The organism is Nitrosomonas sp. ANs5 (assembly GCF_050584665.1).
Classification (GTDB): Bacteria; Pseudomonadota; Gammaproteobacteria; order Burkholderiales; family Nitrosomonadaceae; genus Nitrosomonas.
This window is the reverse complement of the sequence record NZ_JBEUDO010000111.1, coordinates 1-3,007: the sequence shown is the minus strand read 5'-3', so window position 1 is coordinate 3,007 and position 3,007 is coordinate 1. Positions and strand designations below refer to the sequence as shown.

Annotated in this window: 4 protein-coding genes; all 4 read right to left on the bottom strand. The window is 48.8% G+C overall.

Features of this window, described 5'->3' with window-relative positions; genetic code table 11:
* Nucleotides 1-345: 345 nt before the first annotated feature.
* Entirely contained in the window at nt 346-1,080 is a 735-nt protein-coding gene (locus ABTW62_RS13750; RefSeq protein ID WP_430905141.1) for an ABC transporter ATP-binding protein, read from the bottom strand.
* Nucleotides 1,080-2,291, bottom strand: coding sequence for an ABC transporter permease (locus ABTW62_RS13745; RefSeq protein ID WP_430905140.1), 1,212 nt, complete (start codon nt 2,289-2,291; stop codon nt 1,080-1,082). Before ABTW62_RS13745 ends, ABTW62_RS13750 begins: the two co-directional genes overlap by 1 nt.
* Entirely contained in the window at nt 2,288-2,686 is a 399-nt protein-coding gene (locus ABTW62_RS13740; protein ID WP_430905139.1) for a hypothetical protein, read from the bottom strand. Before ABTW62_RS13740 ends, ABTW62_RS13745 begins: the two co-directional genes overlap by 4 nt.
* A 6-nt stretch (nt 2,687-2,692) precedes the next feature.
* On the bottom strand, nt 2,693-3,007 hold a 315-nt coding region (locus ABTW62_RS13735), incomplete at its 5' end, for an HlyD family efflux transporter periplasmic adaptor subunit (RefSeq protein WP_430905138.1).

The following is a 3,007-nucleotide window of genomic DNA, read 5'->3' as shown; positions in this document are numbered from 1 at the left end:
AAAATTATGCGTCTCTATACAATTTTTAATAGGATGTATGAAGCTCAAGATCATTCCTCGTCAGTTTTATGGTGCGAAAATGCACTCACACACATCGGTTGCTGCCGCTAAAATCTAGTATTATAAACGTCGCACCTAAAAATTAGGCACTTAGAAGCTGTTTGGGAATTGAGAGTTCTGGATTAATGTAGCGACTTTTTGCTATGAGCAGACACTATCATGATCAACAAATTAACTTTGTATTTAATTAATAGCGGGCATGGCTATTTCCCCTTCACAGCAAAAACATCTTGATAACATACATTAAGATTATTTAATATCATTATGTTTTTTCAAGACTAACTGCTAGCACTTAATTTTGGATAAATAAAGTTCTTTTTGCGGGATCTTCAAACGCCCATCCTCCATTTCCAAGATTCGATCAAATTTATCGAGTGAGCGTACGTCATGTGTGACGACAATGACGGCAGCATCCCGCTCGCGCGCTACCTTAACAAACAGCTCCATTACCTGGCGTCCACGTTCACTGTCCAAAGCCGCAGTAGGTTCATCGGCTAGAATCAGACTGGGTTCATTTGCAAGCGCCCGGGCAACTGCAACTCGCTGCTGTTCACCACCAGAAAGCGCCTCTGGGAGATTCTTAAGGCGGTGGCTGATCCCCAGATAATCAAGCAACTCCATTGCACGCTGACGTGCCTCCCCTGGGGGAATATCGTTGATTTCGAGTACAATCTGCACGTTTTCCAATGCGTTAAGAAATGGAATCAAATTCGCTTTCTGGAAAATGTAGCCTAAGTGACACCTGCGGAAGGCGCGCAAATCAACCATTGGCTGTTTACTCTCCATCACCAATTCACCCCCGATAATGATACGCCCTGAGGTTGGTGGATTGATGAGAGCCATTGCCGTCAGCAGCGTGGATTTGCCAGCCCCGCTTGGTCCGAGCAACGCGACAGTTTCGCCACAGGCAACGTGCAATGTAACATCCTTCACGGCTGCGACTTCAGTATGGCCATATCCATAGATCTTTGTAAGATTGATCACTTCAATGGCAGGGGTTGAATTGGAAACAGCTTCCATCAGGCCAGCACTGAATTCGGTTCGACACGTAACGCCTTCCAGATGCCTAAGAGGCTGGCTAAAACAGAAATAATTATGACCGTAAAAGCTAGTTGAATCAGGTCCTGCGTTTCTATGACTATCCGGCGCGGGAAATACGGAAAAGCATACAGACCGAGCCATCGCGCCAGACCGAAGCCAAGCGCACCCATGAGCAACGCCTGTTGAAGAATCAGTCCCACGATCACCCGGTTCCGCGCACCAATAAGTTTAAGCAGCGCAATGTCGCGTATTTTATCCAGCGTCAGTGTATAGATAAGGAGTGCGATGATGATAGTGGAAACGACGATGAGCAAAATCCTAAAGAGAAGAAGCTGGCGCCTAGATTTATCCACATGCCCGGAAAGCATAAATTCTCTTTGCTGCTGTGCGGTATAGACCGTGACATCTGGCCAGGCTGAAATCTGGCTAATGATACGCTCGATATCCGCACCCGGTTGTAGTGTCATGAGCACAGCGCTGACCGATGGCAGCGGCAGTTCAGAAATAGCTTGAGAGGGACCGCCAGCACGCTCCAGCAGCAATGGTTGAGTACGGCCGACGTCCTCATTCTCAGTACGCGCATACCGGGCGGTACGCTCCAAACGTATAGCCTCAGCAGGGATATCGTATTGAATGGCCATTGCGTCACTTACCGTAAAAAAAGCCATGCCATCTCCAGCACTGCTGGTCATGCCACGGGTGAGACCGACCACGCGGTAGATATCTTTACCAAATTTGATTTCTTCTCCCAGAGCCAGCCCCAGCGAACGATCGGCGATCATCTCAAAATGCGCCTGCTGCAGTGAGCGTCCCACAATCAGCGGTACCCAATCACCCTTGTCATCAGGCCATGCAAGACCTTGCACCGTCATGCGTAAGGTCTTGTCATGGTGTTCCCGTTGGATTGTATGGGAAACAAACTGACGAGCCAGCGCGACCTCTGATAAAGTGAGCACCCGATTTTCAATGTTGCTTGGAATACGGGATATCTCCGATAAAGGACCGCGTGTTTTATTCTGCACTACCCAGAGATCCGCTCCAATATGGTTAATAAGCAGAGTTGCTTCAAAAACCAGCCCGCGATATTGGCCATTTATACCCATAACGAGCATGAGCAAGAGACTAATGCCGAAGGTCGTAAGTATGAAACGGCCGAAATTATGGCGAATATCGCGAACTGCAAGATTCATCGGATGACAACGGCCTGGCCGTCTTCCAACGTTATCTTCAATTCTTTAGGTGGTTTGACGATTTGATCGCCAGCAGACAGACCATGCACAACCTCGACCAGCTGCTGCCCGTATAAACCCAAACTGATATCACGCCAGACTGCGCGCCCATTTTCATAAACAAACACGCCAGATTTGCCGTTGCGCCAGTACAGGAATTCCTGGGGCATGATCACCACATTAAGTTTGCGGCCAGTCTCGATAAACACTTCTGCCCGCTGCCCTACTGCCCAGTTCACTGGTAATTGCTGAACGCGCACATCGACCAGAAATTCTCGTGTCTCCCGATCTGTTTCTCGACCGAGCCGGGCTACCTGGCCAGAATAATCATGGTTAGGTTCTGCACGGAAAACCACTCGCGCTCACTGCCCCACCGCCAGTGATGCCATCGTGGTTTCATCGAGCCAGGCACTGATCCAGAGTTCATCAGTATCAATAAGCTGCAGAATGGATGCGCCTGGGACGACGACAACACCAGGATCCCGATCGCGCCTTACAATTAAACCGTCATAAGGACTGCGCAGTTCTGTAAATGTTAGTTGCTCCCTTCGAAGCTGTAAATTGTTCTCTGCCGCCATGACCTGTTTTTGTGCTTCCACGACCACGGATAGCGAACGTTTGAGATCCGCTTCAGCGATATGAAGTGTCTCGGCGACTTGATCAAAATAGGATTTAGG